This window comes from Candidatus Galacturonatibacter soehngenii (genome assembly GCF_008830185.1).
Lineage (GTDB): Bacteria > Bacillota > Clostridia > Lachnospirales > Lachnospiraceae > Lachnotalea > Lachnotalea soehngenii.
Window position 1 is genome coordinate 619,202 of the sequence record NZ_WAGX01000005.1, and the last position, 26,068, is coordinate 645,269.

The following is a 26,068-nucleotide window of genomic DNA, read 5'->3' on the forward strand; positions in this document are numbered from 1 at the left end:
TCTTTTATAATTGTTTACACTAAAAATATATCTTCAACATAATGAGTAATGTTTTGAAGTTTCAATGCTATCGAATATTTACTTATCCAAAGAACTGAATTTTACTCATATCAATATCTTGCTTATTATATCGAATGAGGACAGCTCTTTCATTCTCACTTAACTTAATGTTATCTAATGGCGTAGGTATCGGAAGGTGCTCTTGTACCTTATCAACTAAACATAACTGTAAGACATCTAGCGCCATTGTCAAGCCCTCACTATCATTCCTAGCACAAGTGTTGGCTTCTGGTATGTCTGGAAAAGTAATTGATATACCATATCTCTCCTCATTACTATCATATTCATCATAATTAAATATTGCATAATACTCAACGTCCATAGATATACCTCCTAATTAATCCATCCTGCCTGTCTCCAAATATTTCTTAAAGTTCCAATCGGGATTTCATGGTTTGGACGTGGTTAGGAACGGTTACAGTTCTATTACCCTTTTTCCACTTTTCATGACTACCACTTTGCCCTGTCTTTTGAAATCCCTCTCTTTTTAATCGCTGTTGAAACCTAGCAAAATAGGAAAATGGAGGTTCGGATGATACTTTTCTAATTCTTAATTTCCTTGAGATACTATTTTTAGCCAGTTATTATATTTCTCATCATTAAAATAATATAATGCCTTTTTTGCATAATCCTCTGCTATGTGTTCAGAGTGTGGTGGTGTTAAAGCGGTAAAAATGTAATATGAGATAAGGTAGCATATATAAGCCAATTCCTTTTTCGAATTTTGCTCTTTTAAATAAATGTATTCATTTTGTAAATGAAAAAAAACATTGATTGCCTCTATCTCATTACACTGTGCATAAAGATTGTCCAAATCTGTTTCTGTTAATTCCATTACAATCTCTATAGGAATTTCAGAGCTTTCATAAGAAAAATATTCCATAATATCCATTCTTTCACCTTCCGTTGCTATTTGTTTTTGAGCCGTCTTTTAACACTTTTATAAGTATAGGTGATACATCTGTCCACTTGCAACAACAATTGCTCCGGCTGCTGTTATAACAACTTCTCCAGCACCTGGTATCCACCATGTTCCAGCCACCAATGCTATTGCACTATAAGTAGTGCCACCTCCTGATGAAGATGTCTCTTTTACAATAGCAGTATCAAGTAGTTAAATAAATTGTTCTTTAGTATAGTATACACCGTTTATATATACCCCTGTTTCAGTAAGATAATTGATTCCAGTAGATGTTTTTTGGGATACATTTTGATTACCGGTAGAAGATTCACTTGCCATAGAAGTAAAACCCGATGTAAGCACCATGGATAAAATTAATATAAAGCTTAAAACTCTGCTTGTCAATTTTTTCATATTTTACATCTCAAGATAAATCCCGCTTTGAGTTCGTCTTTCTTCCGGTGCATATGATTTCAATCATGTTGTCAACAATTTTATTCATACAGTTATTGGCAGTATAAGAGCCTTGAAGAAAAAATCGTACTTAATATCCTGTAGTAAACACCGTAGTTGTCAATAAATACACGGTGCGGTTGCTCCCGTGGCTCCTGTGGCTCCTGTGGCTCCTGTGGCTCCTGTGGCTCCTGTGGCTCCTGTGGCTCCTGTAGCTCCCGTAGCTCCCGTAGCTCCCGTAGCTCCTGTATCTCCTGTATCTCCTGTCGCTCCTGTGGCCCCCGTAGCTCCTGTGGCTCCTGTTGCTCCCGTTGCTCCTGTGGCCCCCGTAGCTCCTGTATCTCCTGTATCTCCTGTCGCTCCTGTCGCTCCTGTCGCTCCTGTGGCTCCCGTAGCTCCTGTGGCTCCTGTGGCTCCCGTTGCTCCTGTATCTCCTGTATCTCCTGTATCTCCTGTCGCTCCTGTGGCTCCTGTCGCTCCTGTGGCTCCCGTAGCTCCTGTGGCTCCTGTTGCTCCCGTTGCTCCTGTATCTCCTGTATCTCCTGTGGCTCCTGTGGCTCCCGTTGCTCCTGTATCTCCTGTATCTCCTGTCGCTCCTGTGGCTCCTGTGGCTCCCGTTGCTCCTGTTGCTCCCGTTGCTCCTGTATCTCCTGTCGCTCCTGTCGCTCCTGTCGCTCCTGTGGCTCCTGCTGGACCTGTTAGACCTATTGGACCTATTGGACCCGTTGGACCTGTTGACCCGGTAATATTAGGAAAACAAACTGCCTTTTTATTAGCGGTCTGTTAAACCGCTTCGGATTGAGTGTTGATTTCTATGTATTCCATTATCCGGCGTAGTTCGTCAGCGAATTTAAACTTCACACTGATGTTACCGTTCTCATGTACCTTGATATGGTCTACAAGCTCAACTAAAACCTCTCTTGTCAGTTTGTCGATATTTTCAAACTTCTTGAAAACTACTAAGCAAGGGCTTTCAGCGGTAATGCCGTTTTGTAATTCCTCACGCTCTGCATGGAGGTTTTTCAAAACTTCGCCTAAAGCGGCTATTTGCCGTTCGTAATCTTCGCTCATATGGCGGTAATCGCTATGGGTGATTTCTCCGTCTTTCCAATCCTGATAAATGGATTGCTTATAACGCATGATTTTGGAGCGTTCCTTTTCTTTTGCGTCTATCAATGCTTCAATCCGTATGGACTGGCTTTTTTGAAGCGGAGCCGTGCTGATATATTCCAAAGTATTTGCATAGTGTACTGCAAGATATACCTGTTGCTGAATGGCATACAGGACAGCCGCTTCCAGCCGGTTATGCTTCACGGAATGTTTGGTGCAGGCTGTTTTTGACTGGTCTTTGTAGGTGCGGCAGAAATAGTACACCGTGCCTTTTACTTGACTGCGGCTCATAGCCTTACCGCAATCGGCACAACGGAGAAAGCCACTGAACAGATAGAGTTTCTTTTTCTGCGGAGCGGTGCGGGTGTCACGCTTTAGCAACTCCTGCACTTTTTCAAAGATAGGCCGTTCTATGATTGGCTCATGGGTATTCTCCACAATGTACCATTCATTTTCGGGAACCTGTTCCTGCGTATGTATCTTATAGCTTTTCACACGCTGGCGGCCTTGTACCATGTCCCCTACATAAAGGCGGTTTTTCAAAATGTCGCTTACAGTCTTTGAACTCCATAACGGCCTTTCGGAACCGCTCGGATTTTGATAGTTTAAGCCCTTGCTTTTCTTATACTCGGACGGACACAAAATGCCACGGTCATTGAGATTGTGTACAATAGCATTTTTGCTCATCCCGTCCAGAAACCACTCATAAATGTTTTTTACAATCTCGGCGGCTTCTTCATCAACTATTAAGGCGTTTTTGTCCTTTGGGTTTTTCTTGTAACCATAAGCGGCAAACCCACCGATAAACTCACCATTGCGCCGCTTCATATCAAAAACCTGCCGTATCTTCTTTGAAGTCTGATAGCAGAAGTTGTCGTTGATAACATTGGTAATCGGCACAATGAGATTAGAAATACTGTCCGGGTTCAAGTAACTGTCAATACCCTCTGTCAAGCTGATAAACCGTACATTCATCTGTACAAACAGATTTTCAATCAAGCTCCCTGCGTCCGTATAGTTACGGGAGAGGCGAGAGAGGTCTTTGACGATAACACAGTTTACTTTTTTTGCGTATATGTCAGAAAGTAATCTTTGAAAGCTGTCCCGGTTGGTATCTGTTCCGGTGTACCCATCATCTACATACGGCGGTTGGGTACTTTCAAACTCGTCTATGTGCTGTTGGTAGTAATCATCAAGCAATGCTTTTTGGTTGGTAACGCTGTTGCTGTCATCCTTTCCACGGTTTATGTCCTCTTTGGATAAGCGGATATATTGAGCGAGTTTCCAGCGGATAATTTGAGGTGCGGATGTTTTTTCCTCAAAGCCCCTGTTTTTTGTTCGTGCCATGTGTCCTCCTTCCTATCACATTACACTTATATTATACCATTTCAGCGTAATGCGAACAATGTTGTCGCGGCCTGTAAACTGGCTTTACAGGCCGCTTTTCTTGCGTTTGAGGAAGTCGGCAAACACATCTTGCAATGGGGGAGCGTTCTCTGAAAACTCCAGCTTTACGCCCATATCTCCCACACGAAAACAATAAGGATTTTTAACCGCCGCTATGACTTTCGCCGCACGTTGTTCCTGCGGCACAGTCGTATCAAAGGTAAAGCCGCTCACATCAACTAAATCCTCTTTGTTCACCGCTTCTATGTCTACGCTTGCCAACTCTGAAATTGGAATACGTTTCTTCAATCACAATCGCCCCCTCCTTTCCATGTATATGAAATGCTCTGATTGTCCTATGAGAAAACACAAACAGCCACCATTTTTATCAGCAAAAGTGATGGCTGTTAATCTTTCCTCATACTTCGGGCCAAGTTGGCCCGAAGTCAATAAGGGCTGTTCTGATAGTGGGTTTCCGCTTCCTCTATGCCGCAAGTATCGAAAACATAGTGAAGCTCTGAAACCACACGCTTTATATCGTCCGGGCTGAAATCACAGTTTTACATAGCCCGAATGACATAGCCACGGCAAGCGCCGTTGCTCCATTGCTGATATAGCAATGACTGTAATTCCTTATCCATAGTAAAACTCCATTCATCAATCGGGAGTATGCCGCGCCGTTATAAGTCGGCTTGTCGTAAGACAGAAAAAGCGGCGCGGCACTCCCTTTATATAAAAAACGATAATCCGGACGGGCGGCGGCAACCGCCCTCATGGGAATTTCACCCCGCCCCATGCTGATGGCGCGACGGTCAATGCTGTGAAGCGTTCAAACCGTAAGTATCATTGTATCAATCAAAAGATTTTCGCCGGGCAGATTACCACATCTGTCTTGTCACAGTTAGTAGGAATCGCTCACGCTCCGTTTGGGTTTTCCCCCTTTCAACGGGCGGTCTTGGCGTACTCTGCGGCTTGGCTCCCTTTTGATTGAACGTATCCGGGTTATCGGTATTCAGTTGTCAAAGAACAGCAGACGGAGAAAAACTCCTTCTAATAGCCATGTGATTTGAAGCTCAAATTCGGAACTGGAAATCAAGACTTTTTTAAAAATTCCTCCATGCTTTTCAATCCTTTCTCAATAGCAACCCTGACTGCTTTTTCATTTACACCCTCTGCTCGTGCAATATCGGATTTACTCATGCCGAGTATGTAATGGGCATAAATTCGTTTTCCCTGCTTGTCCGGCAAGGAAGCGATTGCAGAGTGCAGTTGTTCGGCAGTAATTTTACGCTCGTAAATCTCGCAAGGGGAAAGGGATACAAAAAGAATATCCTTTTCAATCCCGTCGTCAGCGTCCAGCGAATAGTGGGCCTTGTTATAGAAGCGGCGGCGAATGTAATTTTTCTCCAAACGTTCCGCTTCCAGCAAAGCGTCCTTGATTACATCGGGTATTTCAACAAAGAAGTCGGAATTATAAAACGGGTAAAAATCCCGCAGATTGATTTTAGCCATAGGGCGTTCCTCCATTTCGATTTTTTAGGGAATAGTGAATCGAAACGGAGCGGGAGGGGAACGACAGCGGGGTCGGACTTCGGGCCAAGTTGGCCCGAAGTGACAAAGCTTGTCCCATACGTTGTCAGTGAAAAAAGGGTACAAAAAAACACCTTTACGCAAATTAGCGCGAAAGGTGTCGAACAAAAAATGGGCGCAATAGCCGCCCATTAGTTGATATAATATTTTTAAACTATGTAAATGAATTTTTTCTGCTATATTAAACCGTCACAATATGGCGGCGTTTCTCTCAGAGAAAAAAACGCTTTGGGGCACATAAAAACCTCCTTATCCCAAAGCCGCCAGATTAAGAAGAATTACAGATATACTCTTTCCGGTATTTAAAACGGAAAATGACGGCTTTGTATGTCTGTTAAATTTGTCAGCAATCGTATAGCAGAAAATTGTTGTATGAAAAGAGCCGATAATCAAGAGATGTGTACTCATTGATTATCGGCTCTGCGTCTTTGCGTCTGGCTCTTTGATAACTGACATATTCAGTTGTCGCACATTGATTAGAGATTCTTGTTTGCATTTGGGACAGTATAGGGGGAAGTTTTCGAGTTTCGTATCTTCTCTAATTTTCAGTCTTGTTTTATTACCACATATAGGACATAGTAACCATTGAACTTCAATCATTATCACCCCCTACATCATTTCATCAGTTACTATTTTTCTGCTCTAATAATTACCGTTCCACAATTTTGATACAAAACCTCAACAGTTTTAAAACCGGCATTTTTCATAAGCTCAAATTGATGTTCCAATGTCAGTGGAATATCAATATGTATAAACATATCTTCGGGTATATTATTTTGCTTGCGTCTATATTCGTATCCCTCAAGACAAAGTGCCTCCTCTTCATCACAACAGGCAATATAGTCACATTCTATATAATATCCACCGGCTTTTATCGTCTGATAAAGTTTACTATAAATCAGTTGCTTTTTTTCATATTTAAAATGGTGAAGTGTTTCAAAAGACATAGCAGCGTCAAACTTATTTTCCTCAAACGGGTATTCAAAATAGTCCGCATTGATTATTTCAATGTTTTTATCACCATAGTTTTCTCGCAACTTGTCAAGCATAGATTCAGACAAATCAATACCTGTAACCTTGACTTCGGGAAATCTCTTGTACATTGATTCAAGCTCCAAACCTGTGCCACAACCAATATCAAGTAATGTTTTCAAACTATCATCAAAGAAATCTGCAATATGAGCGTATTCCTCGCCCCAGTTTTTTAAATGAACATTATTATATTCACTAATCCTATTAGCGAAAAAATCCGCCATTTCTTCCACAGGAACATTCTTTACCCCATCAAGCCAATCTTTTAATTCGCTTAAATATTTTTTGGTTTCCTCTTGAGTTCGGATTTTACTTTTTAGCATAACGATTTTGTCCTTTCATAAAATCTGTTAATAATGAATTGATTATTTGATTTGCGTTGGGTTAGATAATAGGAGTATCACTTATGTTCTTTGTCCTCTATTACTAAAGCAAATCGGTGAAAAGCATTTTTAATAAGCGTAATTACTTCCTCATATGGCAAGTCAATATCGTCTGATACAATTTGAGTTGCAATACCATGTGAATAAAGCCACACATCCCTAAATAAATTTCGTGCGTTTTCCAGACTAAGGCCCGTTATTTCCTTTGCATTTAGAATTGAAAGTTGGTTCCAATCAGCATCAAGAATATCTTTAATACTTTTCCCCGCACAAGCTTTGTTCATAAAAAGGGTATTAAATATATTTTTTTCTTGTCTGGCAAATTCAATGTAAGCAATTCCTTGCATTAGGAGGCGGTTATCATTACTCATTCGGGCTTCCATGAAAGTGTTATAATATATATTGAGTTGAGTAATGACATCTTGTTTTAGTGCTTCCATATTTTCATAAACGCGGAATAAAGGTTTGGTTGAGCAGTTCAATACGGAAGCAATACTTCTTGCGTTTATCCCCTCCATGCCCTGTTCGCGTACTATAGAAATAGCAGCCCTCAAAATTGCTTCCTTATTAGTTAATGGCTTTGGCGGCATATAAAGTCCTCCTAAATGAATATTTATCATTGAAAAAATTGCTTTTTAATAATGAATATGAACGGAAACGGATGTTGCGCAACATCTGTTACTATTATATCAAAACCACACAAAATGTCAAGGAGTTGGCCTAACAAGCTTAACAAAACTGGTTAAGCAGTTCCTTGTGTAGCTCTCATTAACGGAGGTTATGCTAACCAGCAAGCAGGGCAAGTGTATTGACACTTGCACATTTTTGAGATTTTCCCTTACGGGAAAACTCAAAAATTGCTTGTTGGGGAGTGCCTTCCCCAAACCCTGCGACTTCGGGCCAACTTGACCCGAAGTCGGTGCGTTGCACCTCATGTTGCGTCATGTTCGCTATCTCTCCATTTCCTTATTTTTCTGCGCGTCCGTCAGGCCGAGCAGATGGTCTATATTGCTTTTCACCGTAACAATTTCCTGCATGGCTTTTTTGGTTTCCCGGTACTCTCGGTAAGCCTTTTTCTTGTCTGTCGACAACCGCTGAAACTCTGCTTTCAGCGTATCCATTTTGGGGAGCTTTGCCCCGGACAGCAACCGCCGGAACGTATCCTGCGCCGCCCGGTAGGCGGCAATATCCGCTTCATGCTCCGCAAGATATTTTTTGCTGTACTTTGCCGCCTTGTACCCCTCAAACACAGGCCGGGCTTTCGCATAATCTACCACAGCCGCCTTTAGCTCTGCATTGATACGCATAGCGGATTCGGCGGCTTTTATGCTGTCTGAAAGCGTATGGAAACGGTCGGTAAGCTCTGCGGCCTTTTGCTCCAAATCAGCATATTCCAGCAAGCCATTTTCCTTCAAATACTGTAAGGCCGCTGCCATCTGCTTGAGGTTGAATACCTTTGCCCAGCGTTCATAGGCCGGGCCTTTTCCGGCTTTCATACGGGCTTGAATATCCACAATCAGATTGACCTTGCGCCGTTCCTGCGGAGTAGTTCTGCCCTCAATAGCCGCTTGTATATCCTCCTGCCCGTAGCCCTTACCAAGCGTAGAAGCGTGGAGCCGGGTAAAGCGTTCCTGCCCTTCTGCTCGGAAGCTGATTGTGCCGCCGCGCCCGTGTTTGATTTCATAGCCAGCCGCCGCCATTGCCTGTAAAAAGGTGTCCATATCCGGTGGCTTCGTTGCAAGACAAATATCAATCTGCGCCTTTAATTTTTCTTGAAAGGTAGGCGGCTTATGACCGCCCAGCCATTCCCCGTAATGCCTGAATTTCCCCTTGCTGTGGCGTTTGGGATTGGTTATAACAGATAATCCGTTTTCAAGGCATATCCGGTCAGAGAGCCGCCGTACTGCACGGGCAGAACCGATAAAATCCCGGAATTTCCGGGTGCAGTCCAACGAGGTTGAATTGTAGTAGATATGACAATGGGGGTGGGGTCGGTCAGCATGGGAAACCACGAAAAAGGCGTGTCGGCCTTTCGTCCAGCGCATGGCAAGGTCATAGCTGATTTTAAGAGCGGTTTCCGGGTCTGTTTCACCGGGCGGGAACGACTGCCGGATTTGATAATACAGCACATCATTTTCCCGTTTTTGCTCCCGCCCGGTGATAGTCTTATATTTTGCTTTAGAGAGTAAAAATTCTGCGTCAGCGGTGGCGGGGTCACATTCATAGGCAAGAATTAAATCGCCGTTGCGGGTCTTATCCGGATTTTTCCCGTAGTCAAAACCGTCCTTTAAGGTTTCCATAATGGTCATGCCGCTTCCAGTGTGACGGGTCATAAGGCGGGTGGTTGCCATGTGCGTTTCCTCCTTTCCTCAAAAAAACAACTTCGGGTCAAGTTGGCCCGAAGTTGCCCGGCGGGTTCTGTTATGCTAATGTTAGTTTACAATAAAAAAGCGAAGCGAGTTGTTCAGGCTGTGCAGTCCGTCAATGAGGTATTCCGCAATGGCGGGAATCCCAAGGGGAGAAATCAAAAATGACAGGAACAGGAACACGCCGAAGCCCAGCTTTTCGCCGCTTATCAGCAGGGTAATACTGATAAGAACGCCTATCCCGGAAACCACCTGTAAGAGAGCGGCGGCATAGCAGAACACAAATTCAATCATGGGTGTTACTATCGTCAGCAGAACCACAAACGGCGCGGCGATAATCTTAAATATCAGCTTGATTAACTTCATAAAAATTCTCCTTTCATTGAGTGGCTTTCTTGTTGTATCCTACCTATATTTTACCATTTCAGGCAGAGTACAACAATGTTGTCGAGGCCGCACCGATCTTGTCCCGGGACTTCGGGACAAGTTGACCCGAAGTTATTTGTCTGTTCAACAATTAGGTAGATTTATCGCATATTTTTTGGTATAATTAAATCAAAATTTTGAAATTTCATTTTATTAAATGTATTAGGTATTTTATATAGTAGCAAATATGAGAAAGTAGAATTTGAAGGTGAATAATATGGCAATCGATATAAAGGATTTAGAAAAAAAGCTGGCGCAACACAAAGTATATGATGCATGGCAATATGTTAAGAGTTTAAGGGAAACTTTAGGATATATGACAGTTTCTTATGAGCTTCTATCAGCTGTTTACACACATAGGTTAAGCACTTTGCAAGCATTAGAACAAGAAATGCTACAACGTGCAATTAGTAGTGGACAAGCGTCTTATGGAACATCGGAAATGGAAAGAACCAATTTAAATATTGGCGGATTTTCTATTGACGATGTGGTGTTTTTAAGAAAAACTTCCATGGAATTTTTTCATTATGCCAGAATTAGTATGGATGTATTATTTCAAATAGCAAATGCTGCTTTGTTAGGTGACAAAGCATACGATGTAGACGACAAGGGATTGTTAAGAAAATTGCTCACTAAGTTAGGCGGTAAACCTGAATTTTCTAAGTTGCTCCAGTTGCTGGACGCAAACAAAAATGATGTAAGATATCAATACCTTACAGCTTTTGACAACTATATTAAGCATATTAAAACAATTCTAATAACAGTTAAAAATAGTTTTTTAATTGGGGATACAAACACATTTTCACTCAATGAATTTTGTTATGATGGGAGGTACTACCCAAGTGAAAACGCGATTGATAAAATACAAGAATTGAATAATTATGTCACACAGACTATTGAGGCTATTCTGGAAGAAGTTTTATTACAAATTCCAAATTGTTATGATAATAGCCATCGTATACAAGCTATTAAATACAAGCAAATATTCCAAGAAACAGAAAAAGGCTCTGTCTTAGAATATATGAGTTTTTTCATTGAGGTTGAGCAAGACTTGTCAGAGCTACCTCAAGAAATAAAGGTTCTTCCTCTAATCATAAAGCCAAATGATGAAATATATAGTTTTGATTTCAAGTTTGATAAAATCTTTATCAAGAAAAAAGGCTCAACAGAAAGTGATATTATTGGTTGTGCACACATGAAAAATGGTCTAGAAACTAATGAATTTTATCGAACTTTTACTGTAACTCCTTGTGATCTTATTGAATATTACAAGTACATCAGCACATTTAAAAATACATATTCCAAAATTACATTTAACATTTATGCAATGGAGGGAGAAATGTTATTTATTAAAGACTGATTTATGAGGTGTATGTATGGAAAAAATCGCGGAATTGCTTAAAATATTTTTGGAGAAGCATTTGATACCTGCACTAATTTCAGTAGCGGGTGCAATGATTATAATATTATTTCTTCCTGCTGATAATTGGATGATTACTAAACTTGGAAATACTTTATTTGTTATTCTTGCATTCTGCTGTATTTTCCTCGTGGTTCAAATATTAATTAGAGTAGGTAATCAGATTAAGCTTTTAAATGAAAGAAATAGCGAAAATCGGTATTACGAAAAACAAAGAATCCAATCAAATCAAGAAGCCATCCAAACAATAAATGATTTTGTGGATGAGCTATCTCCAAACGATAAAAAGTTACTCTTAACTTTTGTGATGAACGATAATAAAATATTGGTTGCCAATGAAGCGTATCATTCTTTTGATAGCCTGCTTGAAAATACTAACGTAATGAATCGCTCCCGTTTTGCAGGTGATATTAAACATATTGATGAAAATATCTATTGGATGGAACACTCTCTTAAAGAAATATATTCACAGGGAATGCGTCCGGTTCAGGGGTTATGGCAATATAAAATTAAGGATTCACTTTTCCATGATTTAAAATTAGTGTATAAGCAACAGGGGAAATTAGGAAACTTTTAATTACATATAAGGGGAGAGCATGATTTGCTCTCCCCTTACTATTTATAGCTCCACTATCGCCGTAAGCTGTTTAAGTACCTCTGAAACCCGGCCCCATAGTTCGGTATAATCTTTTTGCAGGGCGGCAATTTCGGACGGATAAACGCCGTAAGTATTGGCATGAATGGCAACCTGATTCAGATTGTTGGCACATCTGCGTTGCAGGGAAACCAGTTCCCGGACGGGAGCAAGGTCAACATTCAGCACATAGCCATTGAGCGCCATTTTTCGGATATAGGCGCTTAAATTCTGCGTCCCAGCCTGCGCCATACGTTCCTGAATGGCGGCGTATTCATCATCACTCACCCATACATAAAGGGGAACACCCCGCCTGCGTTTGGGGCGGCTCACCGTTCCTCCCGTTCCCGGCTCCGGCGTTTTGCCGGCGGCTCCTTTACCCGGTATTTTGGCTTTTCCTCTGGGAGAGCCTGCGGAACAGGCAGAGGGGCATTATTCGGAATCCCATCAATCATGTTGTAATTCTGTTCCGTGGAAAGCTCTGCATTTTTCAAATAATTATCCTTTTCCATAATCAAAAAAACCTCCTTTTTGTGACTTCGGGCCAAGTTGGCCCGAAGTGTTTACCTGTCTTTCTCTGTGCTTTTTTCGGGGGCAGGCCGGGCGGCGTTTTCCCGTTCCACCTGTTTTGCTCCCTCTGCCAATCGGGCGGCAATGGATTTACTTTCTCCCTGTTCCCGCAGGGGGGCTTTTCTGTCGGGATTGCCGGGAGCCGCCCGAAGCTCATAGTCGGCCATCTGCTTTTCCGTCAGGGGTGCGTCATACACAAGATAGCCCCATGCCAGAAAGCGGCTCTGTTCCACACTTTCCCGCTTATCAAAATTCACAAGATATAACGGACCGTTCTCCGTTTTGGGGAATGTGCCAATATCCACCGGCCTTTGTGTAGAATAATATCGGTAAGCTGATTTTTCGGATATGCGGTAGTCATGCTGATATTCGGAAACACGGTTCTCATAATCCCTTGTGGCGGCGGCTTTATCGGTGGTATAGTGCCCCCAATAATAATCGCGCCTGCCGCTTGCGTCCTCGGTAAACTGCCATGTGGCAAAGGGCTGTACCGCCTGCGGATTTTCCCCAAGGGCAAACCCACGGTCATTCTCAAAGACAATGGCCCGTTTGATTTCATATCCTTTTACGTTATCGCTCATTTTTCCCTCCGTTCTCATACATGGAAATGTCACGCTGTTACCCTCAAAAAGAGGGGGCTGGAAGCATAGATACCTTTTCCTTGAAACCGGGGCCGGAAAGCCCCGAAAATCAAGGCTTTTTCAAGCAAACTTCGTGACACCTTACCCCTTGTTTCTGCGCCTGTGCCGCTGTTGGCGGCGGCGGTCTGCTTCGCGTTTTCCTTTCCGACGGCAGGCTTCGGAGCAATAGGTCTGACTGGTGACAGGAAGATAGGCCGCACCGCAGACCGGACAGGTCTTACGGGAAAGCACCGCAGGGTTTCCGGCTAAATCGGCTTCCAGCACCGTGTCAAGCGGAAGCACGGCAGTTTGAAAATATTTGCAGTATGCGCCCGTCCACCACTTGTTCAGCATATAGCACTCACAATCCAGTGGCAGACAGCCATATTCCGGGTCATAGTTGGCGCATATCCCTGTTACCAGCCTGCAGATTGCGGTGCGTTCCCGGCGGGTCAGTTCGCGGGAATCGGTACTCATTTGTCCGACTTCGGGCCAAGTTGGCCCGAAGTTCCCTCCCTTTGTGGAAAAATCAAATCCCGGTAGCAAACGCCCATGCAGACAGATCCGTTCCAATAACTGCAATCCCGGCAGGGGGAGCCTTTCGGCGGCTTGCGCGTCGGAGCCAGGCGGCAGGGACGGGGCTTTTCTTTCATCATTTTTTCATAGGGGCTGTTGGTGAAATTCATACGTCCTCGTCCTCCCCGGTATCCGAAGCCTCCCCATCTACTTCCCACGGCGGGGTATCGTCCTCCTGCTCGTCGTAGGGGTCGGCTTCGTATTCGTCAAATTCGTCCTCGGTCAAAGCGGCCTGTTCCTGCTTCGGGCGGTAAATCTTAAAGTAATATCCGGCCCCGCCGCCAATCACTACAACCGTCAGCACTAACAGGAGCATTGTAGTATTGCTTTTTTGCTCCGGCTCCGTAGAGGTTTCTAAAGAAGTTTCAGAGCTTATATCCGTTTCAGAATCGCTTTCCGGTTCGGGAGCGGATACAACGACGGTTTCATTTTCCTCGGTATCCTCGGATTTCTCCGCAAGGGCCAGCAAGTCTTTTTCCGTCACGGCGTTCAGAAAATATACATTGTCCGTTTCCCGCTGAAGGTCAATCACAAGATAGAATACATTTTCGTCCGGGGTGGTGATGGTGTAAAACTGCTTGCCGTCCTCGTCTGTGGCGGTGTTGACTACTGTTCCCGTTCCGGCAGGGGTAAAGGGATTGGGGTCGCTGGTTGTTTCAGAAGTAGCCGGAGCTTCCGTTACCTCCGGGGTTTCCTCACCACCGCTGGCGTAGGCCACAGTGCTAAAGGAAAATACCATTAAAAAAGCGGCGCATAGCACCGCCATCATACGAATTTTCTTCATTCTTCGATTTCCTCCTTTTCAGTTTGAGCGGCTACTGCGGACTTCGGGCCAAGTTGGCCCGAAGTTGCGCCGCCTGTCTTTGCCGCTTTCAGCAGGTCGGCAAGGTCGGTCAGGGAAATATCCATGCCGCGCACCGCGTCTACGATTTCCAAATTTTCAAGCTCGGTTTTCTGCTTTTCCAGCTCCCGCAGCTTCGTTTGAAACTCATTGATTTTTTCCTTTGTTTTCTGTATGTCCTTGCTTACACGCTCAATTTTCGCGTTCAAAAAACCACTCCTTTCAAAACGGGCCTATAACCGGCCCATTGCATAAAAATGTTCCGTCCAGTAATTGGTGTCCATACGGGCGTACTGAACGCCGCCGCTGGCACAATGTAGCATCATATTCCCGCCTACATAGATTCCAACGTGCGACACAGGCCCGGAACTGTCGTAGGTTCCCGTAAAAAAGATAATGTCGCCGGGTTTTGCTTCGGAGCGCGGGATCTTCGCACACTGGTTAAAAATGCCCTGCGCGGTTGTCCGGCTCATGGGATATACGCCGGACTGATCCAGCACATAGCACACAAAGCCCGAACAGTCAAAGGAAGTGGAGGGAGAAGCACCGCCCCAAACATAGGGATAGCCTAAATATTTTTCCGCTTCTGCAATCAGGGCGGCAAATTCCGGGTCGGCCAGAGCTTCCGGCGGTATGTCGTAATCGGTGTATTCGCCAGGGTGAACGTAGATATTGCCCTCAAAGAGATAAGGGCGGTTGCCTTTGGTCTTTTGGTAGATAAGGTAGCGTTCCGTCTGCTCCGGGTCGAGATTGGCAAGGGCCACGGCTCCCAATGACTTATTTTTCAAAGACACATTGAGGATATAGTAATCGTAGGGAACCTCGTAGGTGTCGGTATGGGTTTCGCCGTTTTCGTCCGTCCAGGTGTCGATTTCCGTGCGGTAGCGTACCTCCACCGTTTCCGTGATGGTCAGAATATACTGTTGCCCGAACAGGGATTGCAGTTCTACCTGTACCTGTGCCGGGGTGTAGCCGCCGTATTTGGCGGTAAGATAGGAAGCCAGTTCAAAGGGGTCATGCCCGATTTCGTCAACGGAATAACGGTACTCGTCATAGTTCGGATAATCCCGTTCTATTCGGGAGAGCCGTTCCCGCAAATCCTTTTCCAGCTCGGTATAATTTTCTTCCACGGCTTCAATATCACTGTCCGACGAACCGTAGGAAGTGCCGCCCACAACGCTAATCAGGCCGTTTCCAATGGCGGTGATTCCCGCCATGCAGGATTGTAGAACCACAATCAGCAGGAACAGCACCAGACCAAGCAGTAAAATCTTTGGATTGCGCTTTACAAAGGCCGCAACCGTTCGGGCTACTTTTTCTGTGAAGCGTACCGCTTTTTTGCCCTGCTTTGCCGCTTCCTTCGCCTGCTTTCGGTACTGCTTTTTTAGCTGTTGCTTCTGCCAGAACCGGGAAACCGGATTGCTTTGCAAGCTCGGATTTTCCAGCATAAGCTGGCGGTAGGCGTAATCGGCTCTTGCGCTGATATGTCTGTTTTCCCACTTGCGAACCTGCCGGGCGGGACGGGTGCGGATACGGTGCTTGATAAAGCGTTTACCGCCCCGAACAAGGTGTTCCCCGGCAAGCTCGGTTTTGTGGGCGGCTTCCGTGCCCGCATTTTCATGCTCCACCTGATGAATTTTCCCATGCACATACCACCACGATTGGTAACGGGCGGCGCGGCTAATGGTTTTTACCGGGCCGGGCTTTTTCGGGGGCTTCTGTGCCGCCAATTTCTCACGGGCGGTATTCAGCTTTTCACCGCTCTTTTCCATACGGAGCTTTGATTTCTCCATGTGCTTACCGTCTTGCGCCGCCTTTTTGTTGGTGGGGCCAGAATGAGAATTGGCTCCAGTAGCTTCACCACCGGGTGGGGTGTCTGTTTTTTCATTACCGGGCGGCGGTTCTCCCTCATGTCGCAGACGCTCAGAGGGTCGGGGCTTTTTGCTGTCCTGCCGGAGCTTCCCCGACTTCGGGCCAAGTTGGCCCGAAGTGGCAGGGTCAGCAGATTTCGGCGGGGCGGCTTCATCTTCAAACCGCAATTTCCGCTTTTCCATATCAAGTGGAGCCGGGCCTGAGCGATTACCCACAGGTGGCGAAGCTCCCGGCGGGTCGGAGATTGGCGGCGGTTCCTTTTTAGGTATAGGGCGCTTTTGGGACTTCGGGCCAAGTTGGCCCGAAGTTGCCGCCTGCCCCTCCGGCTCGAACCGCAAGCGGCCCGGCCCGCCCGTATCACGCATTTTGGGCCTCCCTTATATCCTCCGGCCTTGTGGTAAGCAGATTGTAAATCTCACCACGGGGGAAACGGTCTACAAAGGGAATGGTGGTATTGCCATAGAACAAAAGCCCCTCCCCGGAATTGCTGTGGGCGATATATGATAGCTGATGCTCCGATATGCCAAGCTGTTTGGCGAGTATCGCACGGTCGCCCTGCGCCTGTGACAGCAATATCATAAAGTCGCTGTTTTCAAGGATATTTTCAATCTCACGGCTGGCTAAAAGGTCTTTCACATTCTGCGTGAGGGCACTCGGTACACAGCCCTTTTTACGGAGCATTTTCCATACACGGACAAAGTAGCTGGCAGAAAGCGCGTCCTGCAACAAAATATGAAATTCGTCATAGTAACACCAGGTCGCAAGGCTTCTGGAAAAGTTTTCGTCTACCGCCTGTGTTACCAGCTCGTTTGTGATGTGCATGGCGATTTTGCGTAGGTTTTCGCCCATGCTTTTTAACACGATACAGGTAATGCGGTTGTCGGTCTGCACGTTGGTAGGGTGGTTAAACATATTGAGGGAGCCAGTGCAGTAAAGCTCCAAGGCGGTTGCAATCCGTTTGGCTTCGGATTCGGGTTGCTGGCATAAGGTTTCATATAGGTCTTGCAGAAGCGGCATTTTTCCCTCCCCGATACCAAGGGCAAGCTCCCGGTAAACCAGCCGCACACAACGGTCAATAACGGTTTTTTCAATGGGCTGTAAACCCTCCTTGCCGCCGATGATCAGTTCGCATAAGGACAATAAAAAATCCGCTTTCATAGAAAGCGGGCTGTCCTCTCCGGCTAAGTTCAGTTTTAAGTCCATTGGGTTGATGTGATGGGGGCTGTTTGGCGATATTTCTATAACCTCCCCGCCAAGCCGCCGGACTAACGGAGCGTATTCGCCCATTGGGTCTACCACAATAATGCGGTCTTTGGTGGCAAGAAACACGTTGATTAGCTCACGCTTTGCGGCAAAGCTCTTGCCGGAGCCGGTGGAGCCAAGATATAAACCGTTGGCGGATTTCAGCTTTTTGCGGTCTGCCATGATAACATTGTGGGAAAGAGCGTTCATTCCGTAGTACAATGCCTGCCCGTCCATGCGAAGCTCCTGCGTCATAAAGGGAACGAAAATCGCCGTGGAACTTGTTGTCATGCCCCGCTGTATTTCAATGCCATTCCAGCCAAGGGGCAGACTGCTCATAAAGCCCTGTTCCTGCTGAAAGTCCAGCCGTTTGAGAAAGCAGTTGTATTTCTGTGTAATGCCCGACACCGTGAAAATGTCATTTTCCAACTGCTGGCGGGTGGGGGCCGTATTCACCACAAGGAACGTGAGAAGAAACATTCGCTCATTGCGGCTCTGTAAATCTGCCAAAAGTGCCGCCGCGTCCTTGCTGTAAGTGAGCAAATCCGGGGGCAAAATGTCAATGTCATATCCGGCCCGGGCGGCTTTTTTCTGCTCGTCCATTTTCATTCGGTCTATGTCGGTCAGTTTGGCCTTGACCGTTTTCACCGCTTTGGTCTGGTCTACCGTCTGGATATGCAGGGTAATGGTCATTTCCGCGTCCACCTCCAAAAGCTCTGCTAACAACTTGTCGGAAAGCTCGGAAGCCATAATCTGCATATACAGAGCCGCGCCCCATGTGGTTCCCACACGAAAGGCGCGGCTTTGGCGAAAGTCAAAGGAAGTGGGAGCAATAAAATCCTTTGTTCCCATGCCTGTTTTGGGTATCATATCCCACGAAAAGCGGAATGGCTCCCGCCCTCCGGGGTGAAGCTGGCTGTGCAGCACCTCCAAGCGTTCCCGCCCGGAAAGGGTTGCCGACTGTACGCCCAGCTTCTTGAAGTTCCCTACAATATCCGCTTCGATACGCTCCAAGCGGGGACGAGCCGCCCCGATCCTGTCCGCATTGATACCGAATGTGATGTATTTGGAGCGGACAATGCCGTTGTTGCTTTTGGCAATCTGGTTTTCCAGCATGGCGGTAAATTCTCCCCGGATACTGTTGAAATCGTCGTCCTGCGGGGAAATGTTCACGCTGTAACGGTTCTCCGGGCGGGAGCGGTGATTGATAAAAGAAAGCTGAAAGGGCAAGGCACTGTCAAAATAATTGAGAAAGCCGCAGTACCCGTCAAAAATGGTGCTTTGGTCGTCACTGGAAGCCACAGCGTAGTTAATATCCTCATAGGAAAGGGTCTTTGTATAGTAGCCCTCCCGCACCTTGCAGATACCGTCTTTCAGCATTTCCTTGTAGGGAATGGTCTGCTGTGCCGACTGCGGCCCACGCTTTTTAGGCTTTCTGCTTTTTGCGGGAACGGGCGGGCGTTTTGTTTTTTGCACCATTGGGTGAAACCTCCTTTCCGGGGTCGCTTAGGTAGGAATAGAAATTCTGTGTCTGATAGGGGCGTGTGCGGGGCCATAGGAATTTGGAGCGGACAATATTTTGCACCACCTTTTCCAGCGGCTGTCCGTCACGCTCATACATGGCAATGAGAAAGCACGGGAGCATAATGGCAATCATCAGAAGCATAGCCCCGGTATTGCCAATGGTGGTACGGGTAAACAGATACGTTGGAATCCCTACTACTGCCGCCGCTCCGAAGCATAGTAGCTGGCGTTTGGTAAGGTTGAACGCCACTTTGGTTTTAATTTTTGATAAATCATTCGGTACACTTACATAGGCCAATGAAAAATCCTCCTTTCTGACTTCGGGCCAAGTTGGCCCGAAGTGTCAACGTTCTGCGCTATGAGCGGGAACCGTCTGCCGGGCCAGGGTTTTTTCCTGTCCGGCCTGCCGTACCCGCCAATAGTCCGGGTTGTGTTCCCGGAGTGACCTGTTGATGTTATCCTCAAAAGCGGCCTTATCCTTAATGCGGGCAGGAACAGCCCACAGCTTTTTATCCAAAAGCTCCCGCAGGACAACATCTTCCTGTGTATCTTCCTCAAAGCAAAGAAAACCGCTGTGACGGAAGCCACACTTGATAGCGGCAGGAGAAAGCACCGCCGCCATATCCTTTGCAACCATCGTGCCGCCATGACTGGCGGTACTTACAAGAAACACGCCGGGACAGAGAATATCACAGGTCTGTATCTTGCCCCACGGCGATTGTTCCGGCTGTTGATAGAGCATAAAATCCTCCTTTCCGGCACTTCGGGCCAAGTTGGCCCGAAGTAGCAATATTACCTTTCTGCATTTTTGGTCTTACCGGCCTTTGCCGGAGCAGGCCGGGCGGCGTTTTCCTGTGCCGCCTGTTTCGCGCCCTCCGCAAGCTGTTTCGGGATAGACTGCTTTTCGGGGGAAGCAATGGCAGCGGCGCGGGTCTGCAACTTTTCAAGCTCTGCATGGTAGGCCGCTGTCACGGCTTCGGTCAGTTCCGCGCGAAACTCCTTTGTAATGGGGCGGGCCGTATCCCGGTAGCCGGTCTTGCTGGTCTTATCCGGCTTGCTCGGCATACCAACAAAAGTGCCCTTATCACTCTGCAAAATCTTAAAATCATCAATCACAAAGCAGTCGTTCAGCTTCAGACTGGCAAAGCCTACAAGGTTGCCCTTTGGCTCAATGAGCCGGGCGGTAACGTCCAGTTTCAGCGGCATAGCCGCCTGTTCCGTTTCCTGCGGAACCGTTGTTTTTTCGTTGTTCATAATAAAAATTTCTCCTTTCTCACTTCGGGACAAGCTCTCACCCCAACAAACCTACGATTTGCCGGGGACCCCGAATGGCCTCGAAGTTGTCAGTGTGCTCCAAAAATAGATTTTGCAAGGCTTCCCGTCTTGAACATGGTGAAGCAAAGTAGAACCGTATAGCCGATAACCGTCCATATGGCTCCAATGGGGTTGCCGCCTACGGCGATACTCTGCACCAGCTTTGCGTAAATCCCCACGCATACCAAAATCAGCAAGCCTTGAAAGCCCACGGCGCACAGGGATTTCAGATAATTCTGGCCCATGCCGCCAATTTCCCGGTTGACCAAGGTTGCCATTGGCACGGGTGCTAAACTGGTCAAAAGATAAATTTCAATCATTCTGCCGTACACAATGACAAACACAACAATGTTGATTGCTACGACAATAATCTTAATCAGAAAGGATTGCATCCACAGACCGAGCAGAGGGCCGATTTCCATTGTCATGAGCTGGGCTTCCAAGCTGTCCAGCATATCGGGGCTTACCCCTGTATTTCCTGCAATCACGCCCCCTGCACTGTTAATGACGCTCTGCGATACATCAAATACCGCCATTACAATGTTGAACGTGTTGGAAAGAAGCAGTACCGCGACAAAGGTCTTGAATATCCACTTGAAGAAAATCCATGTGTCAATGTCGTGCAGGTTGTTCCGGTCAATGAGCATTTGAATCAGCTCATAGCACATGACAAAGGTAAGTACCAGTCCGGCAATCGGCAAAACAACCGTTTCGGAAAGCTGCCGTATGAGGGAGAATACGCCGGGGTTCCAGTTCCCCGGCGTGGTTCCCACCTGTGTTGCAATCTCTCCGATCTGGTCGTTCACGTTCTCGAAAAGACCGCTTAAATTGCCCATGATACCATCTACCAGCAGGCCCTTTATCCATTCGTTAATCCAGTCGGTGAGAAAATCCATACCGGCCTACCTTAAAACAGGCTGGAAAGCATAGGTACAAGCGTTGTTCCCAGCAGGATAACGCCGCCCCCGGCCATAAGCTGTTTAATGCCTTGCGATTTCGCGCCCGGATTGTCGCTACCATACCCTTCCAAAAGGTTGATAACACCCCACACGGCAAGGCCCGCGCCAAGAGCCACAACAAGGGTCTGTAAGGTACTAACTGCACTCGTAAAAAATCCCATAATCTAATTACCTCCATGTTTTTATATTGTTTTTGGGTACAAAAAAACCGCCATTTTCGGCGGCTGTCACTTCGGGACAAGTTGGCCCGAAGTTATGCAAATGCTTCCGGGTCGTCCACATCATCATAGTTGAGAATGTCCTCGTTCTCGTCTATGGCGGCGGTTTCCTCGTCGGCACTTACTTCATAAACGGTATACTGCTCATTAGGATTGAGCTTTTTCATGCGGCGGTTTACCAGCTTTGAAGCGTCAAAAGCGTTACGCTTGTCGGCTTCGGCGGTATACCTATAATTGGGGTGCTGTTTCAAATCATATTTGGGGGAAAGGAATGGACGTAGGCCGCGAAGCTGTAAAATACACTTGTTGCCCGGCATAGTGGTCAATTCGTCCATTGTCATAAGCTCCTTGCCGAGCCGTTGCAAGTTCTGTCCGTAGCTTTCCGACTGGCCCCGCGTCCGGCTTTCCGTCTGCATGGAAATGGTTTCTTTCCCCAAAACCTCCGAAAGTTCCTTGATGGTGGAATGTTCCCGACCACCAAGAAAAATCACGCTGTCCATATTTCCCATAATGGTTTCAGCGTGGTCTTTATATAAGGCTTTGAGCTGGCTTTGCGCCTGTAAAAACAGGCATAAGGATATTTCGCGGGAGCGGATAACGGCAACCAATTTTTCCAGTTGCGGAACCTGTCCCGTATTGGCGGCTTCGTCCCATAATACCCTCACATGATGGGGGAGCCTGCCGCCATACTTGCTGTCGGCCCGTTCGCATAAAAGGTTGAACATCTGCGAAAAAGCAAGGGCAACAATAAAGTTGTAGGTTGTATTGGTGTCGCTGATGATGAAAAAGGTGGCGGTTTTCTTATCACCCATGCGGTCAAGCTCCATTTCGTCATAGCTCATAATCTCACGGAGCTGTCCAATGTCAAATGGGGCTAATCTTGCTCCGCAGGAAATCAGGATACTTTTAGAGGTTTTTCCGCTGGCGAGCTTGAATTTCTTGTACTGGCGCACCGCAAAATGATTGGGGTTGCGCTTCTCCAAGCCAAGGAACATATAGTCCACGGCATTTTTGAAATTTTCATCATCTTCCCGTGTTTCCATGCTGTTCAGCATATCCACAAGGGTATTGATATGGCGTTCTTCCTCCGGCCCCTCAAAGACGATATAGCCGATAAGAGCGCAGTACAAAAGCGTTTCCGCTTTCGTCCAGAACGGGTCGCCCTCTTTGCCATCTCCTTTCGTGTTCTCAATGAGGGAATTTACAAACTTCAAAATATCGCTTTCCGTCTTGAGGTAGGCCAGCGGATTATAGTGCATTGACCGGGCAAAATCAATGGAATTGAATACCTTGATTTTGTAGCCCTGCTTTTTCAGAAAAGAGCCGACCTGCTCTAAAATGCCGCCCTTTGGGTCAACCACCACATAGGACGAATGAGCCTGTAAAAGCTGTGGGGTCAGCCAAAATCGGGTTTTCCCGCTTCCGCTGGAGCCTATGATACAGCAGTTAAGGTTTCGGGCGTTGGCGGGATTGGCGGGTCGGGTATTCATGGTAAGAAGCTCTGTCCCGGTTAGTATCACGTTGTTGCTGAATTTGGGGTCGATAAAGGGCTTGATGTCCTTTGCCGTTCCCCACCGGGCCGAGCCATATTCCACATCCCTCCGAAACTTTTTTGCGTTTTTTACCTTATACCATACCACCAGCCGGAGTATGCCCGCCCCGGCAAGGCCAATGAGCCAATCGGACAGCACAAAGCCCGGCGCAAATGAAGCAAACGCCGGGCTTATGGTTTTTATCATGCCAACCAGCTTATTTCCGAAGTCTGCACCTGCCGCAAGGCGGTAGGCTGTGCCGAGCTTCAGAAAGAACCACAGCACGAACAGATAGGGAATATTGGGAATCACATATTTACGGATTTTATCGTTCATTCCGCGTCACCTCCCGTTTTCGTTCCTTTTGGCGCGGTTTGGTACGCTCCCTGTCGGCAAAGGCTTTTAACTGTTTCAGAATAGAGGGACGGCGATTCTTGCCCCGGTTCAGCACCAGCTTTGTGTATTCGCCAAAACAGGCGGTAATAGCGTCAGCCTGCCCGGCCTTGAAGAATAACAAATATTTATCCGGCCCGGTTTTGTGAAAAGCATAGTCTACATTGTATTTCCGAGCCACACGGTCAAAGAGCTTCGTATCCCCGGACAAATCAAGACTGTTCGTAGAAACGCCGTGGTTCATCAGCTTTTTTACGCTCTGTCTGCCCTGTGGTGTCTGCCGTTTCTGATGGCTCTTTTGTATCTGCCGGAGTGCTGCCGCCAACACCTTTGCCAGCGTCCGGCCCGTCAGCTTTGTGGCATTGACGGATAGGGCAACCGTCCGGCGTTCAATATCTTCCTGCATGAAATTCCTCCTTTCCTGCCAGATAGGACAATCGTATAGGCGGGAGGACTTCGGGCCAAGTTGGCCCGAAGTGTGTTACCTCTCTGCATTGACAGGGCGGGGGCGTTCTGTGGTGAGAGCGTCCTTTTGTGCCTGCGCGATTTTTTCATTTTGGGTCGCAAGAGCTTCCCGGATAGAGGGCTTTTTCTCTGCCGCCCGTTCTTCCAACCGTGCCAGCGTATTCAAAGATTTTTCTATATGGCTTTTTATACTGGAAAAATGGGAACGCTCCGCACGGAATGGAGCGGATATGACCGCCGCCAGCTTGCCGGGCTGTTTTACTTCCTGTGCCGCTTCTCTGCCAAGCATGACCCGGCCCATGTTTTTCAAATGCCGCCCGGCTTGATGGTATTCGGTGCTGATTGCTTCGATTTTGGCAATAGCCTTATCGTCGTACTGAATATCCTTTGTGAGCATATCCCGCATGGCTTCTAAAGTGGGGCGCACCTTGAAGAACCGGGCTGCGTTATCCAGCGCGGAAATGCCGGTTTCCTTAAAAGCGGTAACGGCGTTCTTACAACCGTCTATGACGCTTTGCTTTAGCTCCGCCAATTTATCCCGCAAGTCCAATACCTGCCCCTGCATAACAATGACCGCCTTTTGCAAAGCGGTTTTAACCGGGTGGTTCTGTTCCTGTGCTGTTCGGAGTTCCTGCCGCATGGCGGCAAGCTCCTTTACAGCGGCGTCAAGCTGTTTTTCCATTGCTCCGACATGATGTAGAACCGCAAGAAAATCTTTTGTGGACGGGGAATTGTTTTCCCGCAATACCGCCAAAAGCTCCTTAACGTGTTCATTTTCCAGAATCGGTTCGGTGGTGGTTTTCGTTTTTGCCATAGGTTTTTTAACCTCCTTTCTCACTTCGGGACAAGTTGGCCCGAAGTGGCTTTACCGTTCCTCACAGGCCGGGGCAATGTGAGCCTTTTGCGAAACGGGTGCATTGTCAATCATCTGCTGATACTGTTTGAGGGTGTCACGAATCGAGAGCTTTTCTGGTTCGGGATAAACGAAAATCCGGTATTCCTCCGATAAATCATCCCTGCCGCTGTAATGCTCGGTGAAGCTGTTGCCTGTCCGCACCACATAGCCGCCCTCGGTAAATCGTCCGTCCTAGTCCAAGCTCATATCCCGCCCGTAGGCTTCATAATCAATGTAATTCTCCAAATGCTCCGGGATTTCCAGCGTACACATTTCTTCAATGTAATAGCGGCCCAAATCTTCCTCATTCTCAATTCCGGCGTAAAACTCGAAGCAATCTAGATTTTGCGTGAGGTTGATTAGGTCTTTCACACTGTTGTACTCTCCGAAGTCCACGGCGGCGGCAAACTTTTCCGCTTCCCATTCCGGCATATCGTCCAGCAGGGAAGCCAGATAGTTTAGCTCGTCAATGCTTTCATATTCTCCCAAGCAGTCACGCAGACCGGAAATGTCGGTTTCATAATTGGTAATAAAAATTTCCTCATACCGCACACCGTCTACATGGATACGCTTCAAAAGTGCCTGTACTTCCTCGGTGGTAGCGGGGAGCTTCAAAGGCTCCCCGTCCAAATATCCCTCATTATACCGCCCAAGATTGGTCACAAAGGCTTCAAGCATGGTCTTTTTCCTGTCCCTGCGTTTTCACGGTCAGAATCCCGTCCAGCGTGGTTGCCGTGATGTTCAGCCGCCCGGCAACGGCAATGTCGTTCTTTACGTCCTCGTCAATATCGCTTCCGCATACGACAAGCACATGGGCGCGGCGCAGAAGATCCCGGCTCATATCAATGCCGCTTTTATGTTCCTCCGGGATTGCGTCATTGAGAAAAAGCGGAAGATACAGGGTCGGGCAAACCGGGGAAAACCCGGCTTCATAGACTGCCCGGCAATACTGCGCCGCCTGTTTGGTATCCGTATCGTGATTGCCGCACCACGCGGCAGTAATGTATGCTAAAGGTCGTTTCATGATTTAAGCACCTCCGTTCTTGTTGCGCTGAATGTGTCAACCTATCCCCCCGCCCTTTCCACGCTTGGAAAGGGAGCAGCTCAAAGGAATATATATCCCCGTCGCTTGACTGCCTTAAAGCATAACCGGGAGAAATCCGTCAAGAGTGCGAAGCACCGCCTACGGCGGCAGGCTCTTGACCGATTTTCCCGGTTATGCTACCTGATATATGGCGACGGGGAATATATTATATCCTTAGAGCTTTGGGGTGCGGGGCAAAGCC

Annotated in this window: 33 protein-coding genes and 1 pseudogene; 2 read left to right on the forward strand and 32 right to left on the reverse strand. The window is 46.8% G+C overall.

Going from position 1 to position 26,068, the window contains the following annotated elements; translation table 11 throughout:
• Positions 1-82: 82 nt before the first annotated feature.
• From F7O84_RS10330 to F7O84_RS10395, 13 genes and pseudogenes are all read right to left on the reverse strand, one after another.
• On the reverse strand, positions 83-382 hold the full coding sequence (locus F7O84_RS10330; protein ID WP_151144665.1) for a type II toxin-antitoxin system HicB family antitoxin: 300 nt from the start codon (positions 380-382) through the stop codon (positions 83-85).
• 46 nt (positions 383-428) lie between these two features.
• Positions 429-641, reverse strand: coding sequence for a type II toxin-antitoxin system HicA family toxin (locus F7O84_RS19590; protein WP_207708063.1), 213 nt, complete (start codon positions 639-641; stop codon positions 429-431).
• A complete protein-coding gene (locus tag F7O84_RS10340) occupies positions 611-952 on the reverse strand; it encodes a hypothetical protein (protein ID WP_151144668.1) in 342 nt (113 codons plus the stop codon). Before F7O84_RS10340 ends, F7O84_RS19590 begins: the two co-directional genes overlap by 31 nt.
• Positions 953-1,174: 222 nt before the next feature.
• Entirely contained in the window at positions 1,175-1,375 is a 201-nt protein-coding gene (locus tag F7O84_RS10345; RefSeq protein ID WP_151144670.1) for a hypothetical protein, read from the reverse strand.
• 177 nt (positions 1,376-1,552) lie between these two features.
• Positions 1,553-2,125, reverse strand: a pseudogene (locus F7O84_RS19595) (hypothetical protein); the annotation flags it as partial.
• A gap of 72 nt (positions 2,126-2,197) precedes the next feature.
• The gene (locus F7O84_RS10355; protein ID WP_094902710.1) at positions 2,198-3,871 is read right to left on the reverse strand and encodes a recombinase family protein; all 1,674 of its coding nucleotides are present in this window, start codon (positions 3,869-3,871) and stop codon (positions 2,198-2,200) included.
• Between the two features lie 84 nt (positions 3,872-3,955).
• Positions 3,956-4,219: a DUF6870 family protein gene (locus tag F7O84_RS10360; RefSeq protein ID WP_042435574.1), complete on the reverse strand. Its 264-nt coding sequence runs from the start codon at positions 4,217-4,219 to the stop codon at positions 3,956-3,958.
• A 783-nt stretch (positions 4,220-5,002) separates the two neighbouring features.
• On the reverse strand, positions 5,003-5,422 hold the full coding sequence (locus F7O84_RS10370) for an RNA polymerase sigma factor (protein WP_042435577.1): 420 nt from the start codon (positions 5,420-5,422) through the stop codon (positions 5,003-5,005).
• 489 nt (positions 5,423-5,911) lie between these two features.
• Positions 5,912-6,100, reverse strand: a complete 189-nt coding sequence (locus F7O84_RS10375) for a cysteine-rich KTR domain-containing protein (RefSeq protein WP_013271013.1) — start codon at positions 6,098-6,100, stop codon at positions 5,912-5,914.
• Between the two features lie 29 nt (positions 6,101-6,129).
• The gene (locus F7O84_RS10380; RefSeq protein ID WP_052335665.1) at positions 6,130-6,855 is read right to left on the reverse strand and encodes a class I SAM-dependent methyltransferase; all 726 of its coding nucleotides are present in this window, start codon (positions 6,853-6,855) and stop codon (positions 6,130-6,132) included.
• A 77-nt stretch (positions 6,856-6,932) separates the two neighbouring features.
• Positions 6,933-7,535, reverse strand: a complete 603-nt coding sequence (locus F7O84_RS10385) for a TetR/AcrR family transcriptional regulator (protein WP_243140861.1) — start codon at positions 7,533-7,535, stop codon at positions 6,933-6,935.
• A gap of 330 nt (positions 7,536-7,865) precedes the next feature.
• Positions 7,866-9,266: a relaxase/mobilization nuclease domain-containing protein gene (locus F7O84_RS10390; RefSeq protein ID WP_151144672.1), complete on the reverse strand. Its 1,401-nt coding sequence runs from the start codon at positions 9,264-9,266 to the stop codon at positions 7,866-7,868.
• An 81-nt stretch (positions 9,267-9,347) separates the two neighbouring features.
• On the reverse strand, positions 9,348-9,647 hold the full coding sequence (locus F7O84_RS10395; RefSeq protein ID WP_151144675.1) for a CD1845 family protein: 300 nt from the start codon (positions 9,645-9,647) through the stop codon (positions 9,348-9,350).
• A 277-nt stretch (positions 9,648-9,924) separates the two neighbouring features.
• Here F7O84_RS10395 and F7O84_RS10400 point away from each other — a divergent pair, with 277 nt between their 5' ends.
• On the forward strand, positions 9,925-11,067 hold the full coding sequence (locus tag F7O84_RS10400; protein ID WP_151144678.1) for a hypothetical protein: 1,143 nt from the start codon (positions 9,925-9,927) through the stop codon (positions 11,065-11,067).
• Positions 11,068-11,083: 16 nt separating this feature from the next.
• Positions 11,084-11,704 carry a hypothetical protein gene (locus F7O84_RS10405; RefSeq protein ID WP_151144681.1) on the forward strand — a complete coding sequence of 207 codons (621 nt, stop codon included), beginning with the start codon at positions 11,084-11,086 and terminating at the stop codon, positions 11,702-11,704.
• A 42-nt stretch (positions 11,705-11,746) separates the two neighbouring features.
• Here F7O84_RS10405 and F7O84_RS10410 read toward each other — a convergent pair whose 3' ends face one another.
• The 19 genes from F7O84_RS10410 to F7O84_RS10500 form a co-directional block, all read right to left on the reverse strand.
• Complete coding sequence (locus F7O84_RS10410) at positions 11,747-12,094, reverse strand: plasmid mobilization protein (protein ID WP_013271022.1); 348 nt, start codon at positions 12,092-12,094, stop codon at positions 11,747-11,749.
• Complete coding sequence (locus F7O84_RS10415) at positions 12,091-12,273, reverse strand: DUF4316 domain-containing protein (protein WP_151144683.1); 183 nt, start codon at positions 12,271-12,273, stop codon at positions 12,091-12,093. The genes F7O84_RS10410 and F7O84_RS10415 overlap by 4 nt, the downstream gene beginning before the upstream one ends.
• Before the next feature lie 51 nt (positions 12,274-12,324).
• A complete protein-coding gene (locus F7O84_RS10420; protein WP_151144686.1) occupies positions 12,325-12,912 on the reverse strand; it encodes a defense against restriction DarA-related protein in 588 nt (195 codons plus the stop codon).
• A 141-nt stretch (positions 12,913-13,053) separates the two neighbouring features.
• The gene (locus tag F7O84_RS10425) at positions 13,054-13,428 is read right to left on the reverse strand and encodes a cysteine-rich VLP protein (RefSeq protein ID WP_151144689.1); all 375 of its coding nucleotides are present in this window, start codon (positions 13,426-13,428) and stop codon (positions 13,054-13,056) included.
• Between the two features lie 205 nt (positions 13,429-13,633).
• Positions 13,634-14,311 (reverse strand): DUF4366 domain-containing protein, encoded by a 678-nt coding sequence (locus tag F7O84_RS10435; RefSeq protein WP_151144695.1) that lies wholly within the window; start codon positions 14,309-14,311, stop codon positions 13,634-13,636.
• Entirely contained in the window at positions 14,308-14,577 is a 270-nt protein-coding gene (locus tag F7O84_RS10440; RefSeq protein WP_151144698.1) for a DUF4315 family protein, read from the reverse strand. The genes F7O84_RS10435 and F7O84_RS10440 overlap by 4 nt, the downstream gene beginning before the upstream one ends.
• A gap of 24 nt (positions 14,578-14,601) precedes the next feature.
• Positions 14,602-16,605, reverse strand: a complete 2,004-nt coding sequence (locus F7O84_RS10445) for a C40 family peptidase (protein ID WP_151144700.1) — start codon at positions 16,603-16,605, stop codon at positions 14,602-14,604.
• Positions 16,598-18,961: a VirB4-like conjugal transfer ATPase, CD1110 family gene (locus F7O84_RS10450; RefSeq protein ID WP_192451715.1), complete on the reverse strand. Its 2,364-nt coding sequence runs from the start codon at positions 18,959-18,961 to the stop codon at positions 16,598-16,600. The genes F7O84_RS10445 and F7O84_RS10450 overlap by 8 nt, the downstream gene beginning before the upstream one ends.
• Positions 18,909-19,304 carry a PrgI family protein gene (locus F7O84_RS10455; protein ID WP_151144703.1) on the reverse strand — a complete coding sequence of 132 codons (396 nt, stop codon included), beginning with the start codon at positions 19,302-19,304 and terminating at the stop codon, positions 18,909-18,911. Before F7O84_RS10455 ends, F7O84_RS10450 begins: the two co-directional genes overlap by 53 nt.
• A gap of 45 nt (positions 19,305-19,349) precedes the next feature.
• Positions 19,350-19,748 (reverse strand): DUF7007 domain-containing protein, encoded by a 399-nt coding sequence (locus F7O84_RS10460; RefSeq protein WP_151144706.1) that lies wholly within the window; start codon positions 19,746-19,748, stop codon positions 19,350-19,352.
• Positions 19,749-19,798: 50 nt separating this feature from the next.
• Entirely contained in the window at positions 19,799-20,260 is a 462-nt protein-coding gene (locus F7O84_RS10465; protein ID WP_192451716.1) for a SpoVG family protein, read from the reverse strand.
• An 89-nt stretch (positions 20,261-20,349) separates the two neighbouring features.
• Positions 20,350-21,216, reverse strand: coding sequence for a VirB6/TrbL-like conjugal transfer protein, CD1112 family (locus F7O84_RS10470; RefSeq protein WP_151144712.1), 867 nt, complete (start codon positions 21,214-21,216; stop codon positions 20,350-20,352).
• Between the two features lie 11 nt (positions 21,217-21,227).
• Positions 21,228-21,440: a Maff2 family mobile element protein gene (locus tag F7O84_RS10475; protein ID WP_011988858.1), complete on the reverse strand. Its 213-nt coding sequence runs from the start codon at positions 21,438-21,440 to the stop codon at positions 21,228-21,230.
• 92 nt (positions 21,441-21,532) lie between these two features.
• The gene (locus F7O84_RS10480; RefSeq protein ID WP_151144715.1) at positions 21,533-23,365 is read right to left on the reverse strand and encodes a VirD4-like conjugal transfer protein, CD1115 family; all 1,833 of its coding nucleotides are present in this window, start codon (positions 23,363-23,365) and stop codon (positions 21,533-21,535) included.
• Complete coding sequence (locus F7O84_RS10485) at positions 23,355-23,828, reverse strand: PcfB family protein (RefSeq protein ID WP_151144718.1); 474 nt, start codon at positions 23,826-23,828, stop codon at positions 23,355-23,357. Before F7O84_RS10485 ends, F7O84_RS10480 begins: the two co-directional genes overlap by 11 nt.
• A gap of 75 nt (positions 23,829-23,903) precedes the next feature.
• Positions 23,904-24,701: a DUF6674 family protein gene (locus tag F7O84_RS10490; protein WP_151144721.1), complete on the reverse strand. Its 798-nt coding sequence runs from the start codon at positions 24,699-24,701 to the stop codon at positions 23,904-23,906.
• 51 nt (positions 24,702-24,752) lie between these two features.
• Positions 24,753-24,947: a hypothetical protein gene (locus tag F7O84_RS19655; protein WP_330578765.1), complete on the reverse strand. Its 195-nt coding sequence runs from the start codon at positions 24,945-24,947 to the stop codon at positions 24,753-24,755.
• 27 nt (positions 24,948-24,974) lie between these two features.
• Entirely contained in the window at positions 24,975-25,460 is a 486-nt protein-coding gene (locus tag F7O84_RS10495) for an antirestriction protein ArdA (RefSeq protein ID WP_330578766.1), read from the reverse strand.
• On the reverse strand, positions 25,453-25,806 hold the full coding sequence (locus F7O84_RS10500) for a DUF7768 domain-containing protein (protein WP_011988863.1): 354 nt from the start codon (positions 25,804-25,806) through the stop codon (positions 25,453-25,455). Before F7O84_RS10500 ends, F7O84_RS10495 begins: the two co-directional genes overlap by 8 nt.
• Positions 25,807-26,068: the final 262 nt, after the last annotated feature.

Excerpts from the sequence above, each read along its gene's own strand:
- F7O84_RS10330 (WP_151144665.1), bottom strand. The coding sequence starts at position 382 with ATGGACGTTGAGTATTATGCAATATTTAATTATGATGAATATGATAGT.
- F7O84_RS10340 (WP_151144668.1), bottom strand. The coding sequence starts at position 952 with ATGGATATTATGGAATATTTTTCTTATGAAAGCTCTGAAATTCCTATA.
- F7O84_RS10345 (WP_151144670.1), bottom strand. The coding sequence starts at position 1,375 with ATGAAAAAATTGACAAGCAGAGTTTTAAGCTTTATATTAATTTTATCC.
- F7O84_RS10355 (WP_094902710.1), bottom strand. The coding sequence starts at position 3,871 with ATGGCACGAACAAAAAACAGGGGCTTTGAGGAAAAAACATCCGCACCT.
- F7O84_RS10370 (WP_042435577.1), bottom strand. The coding sequence starts at position 5,422 with ATGGCTAAAATCAATCTGCGGGATTTTTACCCGTTTTATAATTCCGAC.
- F7O84_RS10375 (WP_013271013.1), bottom strand. The coding sequence starts at position 6,100 with ATGATTGAAGTTCAATGGTTACTATGTCCTATATGTGGTAATAAAACA.
- F7O84_RS10380 (WP_052335665.1), bottom strand. The coding sequence starts at position 6,855 with ATGCTAAAAAGTAAAATCCGAACTCAAGAGGAAACCAAAAAATATTTA.
- F7O84_RS10385 (WP_243140861.1), bottom strand. The coding sequence starts at position 7,535 with ATGATAAATATTCATTTAGGAGGACTTTATATGCCGCCAAAGCCATTA.
- F7O84_RS10390 (WP_151144672.1), bottom strand. The coding sequence starts at position 9,266 with ATGGCAACCACCCGCCTTATGACCCGTCACACTGGAAGCGGCATGACC.
- F7O84_RS10395 (WP_151144675.1), bottom strand. The coding sequence starts at position 9,647 with ATGAAGTTAATCAAGCTGATATTTAAGATTATCGCCGCGCCGTTTGTG.
- F7O84_RS10400 (WP_151144678.1), top strand. The coding sequence starts at position 9,925 with ATGGCAATCGATATAAAGGATTTAGAAAAAAAGCTGGCGCAACACAAA.
- F7O84_RS10405 (WP_151144681.1), top strand. The coding sequence starts at position 11,084 with ATGGAAAAAATCGCGGAATTGCTTAAAATATTTTTGGAGAAGCATTTG.
- F7O84_RS10415 (WP_151144683.1), bottom strand. The coding sequence starts at position 12,273 with ATGGAAAAGGATAATTATTTGAAAAATGCAGAGCTTTCCACGGAACAG.
- F7O84_RS10420 (WP_151144686.1), bottom strand. The coding sequence starts at position 12,912 with ATGAGCGATAACGTAAAAGGATATGAAATCAAACGGGCCATTGTCTTT.
- F7O84_RS10425 (WP_151144689.1), bottom strand. The coding sequence starts at position 13,428 with ATGAGTACCGATTCCCGCGAACTGACCCGCCGGGAACGCACCGCAATC.
- F7O84_RS10435 (WP_151144695.1), bottom strand. The coding sequence starts at position 14,311 with ATGAAGAAAATTCGTATGATGGCGGTGCTATGCGCCGCTTTTTTAATG.
- F7O84_RS10445 (WP_151144700.1), bottom strand. The coding sequence starts at position 16,605 with ATGCGTGATACGGGCGGGCCGGGCCGCTTGCGGTTCGAGCCGGAGGGG.
- F7O84_RS10450 (WP_192451715.1), bottom strand. The coding sequence starts at position 18,961 with ATGGTGCAAAAAACAAAACGCCCGCCCGTTCCCGCAAAAAGCAGAAAG.
- F7O84_RS10460 (WP_151144706.1), bottom strand. The coding sequence starts at position 19,748 with ATGCTCTATCAACAGCCGGAACAATCGCCGTGGGGCAAGATACAGACC.
- F7O84_RS10465 (WP_192451716.1), bottom strand. The coding sequence starts at position 20,260 with ATGAACAACGAAAAAACAACGGTTCCGCAGGAAACGGAACAGGCGGCT.
- F7O84_RS10470 (WP_151144712.1), bottom strand. The coding sequence starts at position 21,216 with ATGGATTTTCTCACCGACTGGATTAACGAATGGATAAAGGGCCTGCTG.
- F7O84_RS10475 (WP_011988858.1), bottom strand. The coding sequence starts at position 21,440 with ATGGGATTTTTTACGAGTGCAGTTAGTACCTTACAGACCCTTGTTGTG.
- F7O84_RS10480 (WP_151144715.1), bottom strand. The coding sequence starts at position 23,365 with ATGAACGATAAAATCCGTAAATATGTGATTCCCAATATTCCCTATCTG.
- F7O84_RS10485 (WP_151144718.1), bottom strand. The coding sequence starts at position 23,828 with ATGCAGGAAGATATTGAACGCCGGACGGTTGCCCTATCCGTCAATGCC.
- F7O84_RS10490 (WP_151144721.1), bottom strand. The coding sequence starts at position 24,701 with ATGGCAAAAACGAAAACCACCACCGAACCGATTCTGGAAAATGAACAC.
- F7O84_RS10495 (WP_330578766.1), bottom strand. The coding sequence starts at position 25,460 with ATGCTTGAAGCCTTTGTGACCAATCTTGGGCGGTATAATGAGGGATAT.
- F7O84_RS10500 (WP_011988863.1), bottom strand. The coding sequence starts at position 25,806 with ATGAAACGACCTTTAGCATACATTACTGCCGCGTGGTGCGGCAATCAC.